The organism is Echinicola sediminis (assembly GCF_054777495.1).
In genome coordinates this window covers 1-2369 of sequence record NZ_BAAHAP010000209.1, presented here as the reverse complement: position 1 = coordinate 2369, position 2369 = coordinate 1, and the positions used below count along the sequence as shown (strand labels likewise).

The following is a 2369-nucleotide window of genomic DNA, read 5'->3' as shown; positions in this document are numbered from 1 at the left end:
GGGCCTGATCATAACAAATACAGGAATATCTACTTTACTTTTGATCAATTTTAAAGCTCCTCGCATTGGCCAGATGGGGAGTTTATTATGCGGTTGCCAGCAGTATTATTTTGTACGGTGGAGAAAGTAAGGCTTTTGAATATTTTCAGTTTTAAGCATTATGAAAAAATATGCATTGAAGACAATTCTATTTTTTTTCCCTTTTTTGATCATTTTCTCTTTGTCTGAGATTTGGTTAAGGGAAACCAATAATACTAATACAAAAAGTAAACATTTTGAAAAAAACAAAGATAATATTGAGTTACTTTTCTTAGGGCCTTCCCATTTTGTGTATGGATTAAATCCTGAACTATTAGATTTACCGACGGCTAATCTGGCTGAAGAAGGAAGTGCCTTTAATATTGATTTTTTGATGGTTAAAAGATTACTTCCCGAACTTCCAAAGCTTAAGTTTTTAATACTTGACCTATCACTTGGAAACTTAGAAAGGTGGAATCAAGAAGATTGGTTTAAAAATCATTTGTACTATCTTTTTTATGGGGTGAAGAATTTTCCACCTTCTTGGAAAGACCATTTTCTGTTAACTTCAAAATATAGTCATTACAGAAAAATAATTTTTCGAAAAATAAAGGTGGATAAAGACAGATATAATAAATATGGTTTCATGACTACCCGTTTTAACCATGAAAAACACTTTAATGATTTACTTTTGGGTAATAAGAAAGGAAAGGAGGTGTTTAAACAACAGGTTAATAATATTACAATGCTAAATGAGTCAAATTATTTAAGAAATATTGAATTTTTAGGGGAAATAATAGAAAAGTGTCGGGTTAGAAATATAAAAGTCATTTTACTTTCTACACCTAAATTTCACCTAATCAATAAAAGTTTTGAAAAGATCCATTATGATAGAAGAAATAAAATTTTAGATCAATTTATTGACAATAATCAGGTTCAATTCTGGAACTGTGAAAACACCTATCAAACCGACACCAGTTTATTTTATGACCCCATTCATTTGAATGTAGATGGAGCAAACAAATTCACCAAAGAAATAAACAGGAAGATATTGGACTTAGAATCGGAAATGATTATTACTGACAACTTTGAAGAGTGAACTGTTTTGGTAAGTGGAAAAAAGAAATGATTCAATGATGAACAATTTTAAAACCAATTTCCCTGAATTTGATTTGCTTCTAAGCTGTTGCAGAATTACTTCAAAAAAAATTGATAGAGATAGAAGAGAGCAATCCTTTATTAAAGGAATAGACGAAGCAAAATTTATGCAGTTGGTGAAAAGACACCGGATAATGGAGTTTGTCTGTCTTCATCTAAGTAAAGATTCTCGGTTAAGTCATTTGCTGAGGGCCCAAATCAATCTTCAGGAGCAATTAAACCATCGAATTGCAAAGGAATATATTGCTGTCATTCATCAACTGCAGGGTATTTTTGATCAGGAAAACCTCCACGCCTGTTTTATCAAGGGAATGCCTGTTGGTATGGAAATCTACCAAGGTGAGATATTCAGAACCGGACGCGATATTGACCTGTGGGTAGACCCAAAGGATTTTGAAAAACTCCTTTCCATGCTACAGAAAATGGGATTTAAGACCTTAGTTGACTTTGATAAGTTAAATACTAAGCAAAAAAGCCATATTCTTTCTGTTTCCAGAGACCTTAACTTGTATAAGGTAGTCCAACCTGGGATAAGTATTATTGTAGAAATACACACTTCCATCGATAATAAGACAGGAAGATTTACTTTGGATAAAAGCCTGAGAGATTACTCCTTTAAAAAAATTGATTTTTATGGCACTCCCGTTTCCGTATTGGGATTTGAGGATCATTTTCTCTTCCTCATTACCCATGGAGCAGAGCATGGTTGGTTCCGTTTGAAGTGGCTCTTTGATATTGTAAATGGCTTGGAAAGATTTAATAAAGAAGAACTTCAGAGCCTTAGGCAAAGAGCAAAAACCATAGGAAATATAAATCATTTGGACCAGGTACTGGATTTAATGGACCATTATGGTTTTAGCAATGAGCTCCCTAAAAGAAGAAGTACTAAAATGAATCTGGATTTGTTACTCCATTTTATTAACAGTACTGAACAAGAGGTACAAAGCTCTGTCCGTCATAAATTCATTTATTTATTCTATCAGTTTCAACAGATCAAAAGCTCCCGATTAAAGGATAGAAGGTTATACATGAAGTTTATGACCAGTAAAAATGACTGGGATTTAGTGGCCCTGCCAGAGAAGCTTTTTTGGTTATATTATCCCCTTAGGCCCGGTTTTGTGCTCTTTAGGAAACTGAGGCGACAATCTCAAAACAATTAATCAGATTCACATTTATCACTGCTAAAATAAACA

Annotated in this window: 2 protein-coding genes; both read left to right on the top strand. The window is 33.2% G+C overall.

Annotation, left to right across the window (positions count from 1 at the left end; translation table 11 throughout):
• The first annotated feature begins 160 nt into the window (after positions 1-160).
• Entirely contained in the window at positions 161-1117 is a 957-nt protein-coding gene (locus tag ACYVAA_RS22725; protein ID WP_460546334.1) for a hypothetical protein, read from the top strand.
• Positions 1118-1151: 34 nt separating this feature from the next.
• Positions 1152-2336: a nucleotidyltransferase family protein gene (locus ACYVAA_RS22720; RefSeq protein WP_460546332.1), complete on the top strand. Its 1185-nt coding sequence runs from the start codon at positions 1152-1154 to the stop codon at positions 2334-2336.
• Positions 2337-2369 lie beyond the last annotated feature (33 nt).

Excerpts from the sequence above, each read along its gene's own strand:
- ACYVAA_RS22725 (WP_460546334.1), top strand. The coding sequence starts at position 161 with ATGAAAAAATATGCATTGAAGACAATTCTATTTTTTTTCCCTTTTTTG.
- ACYVAA_RS22720 (WP_460546332.1), top strand. The coding sequence starts at position 1,152 with ATGATGAACAATTTTAAAACCAATTTCCCTGAATTTGATTTGCTTCTA.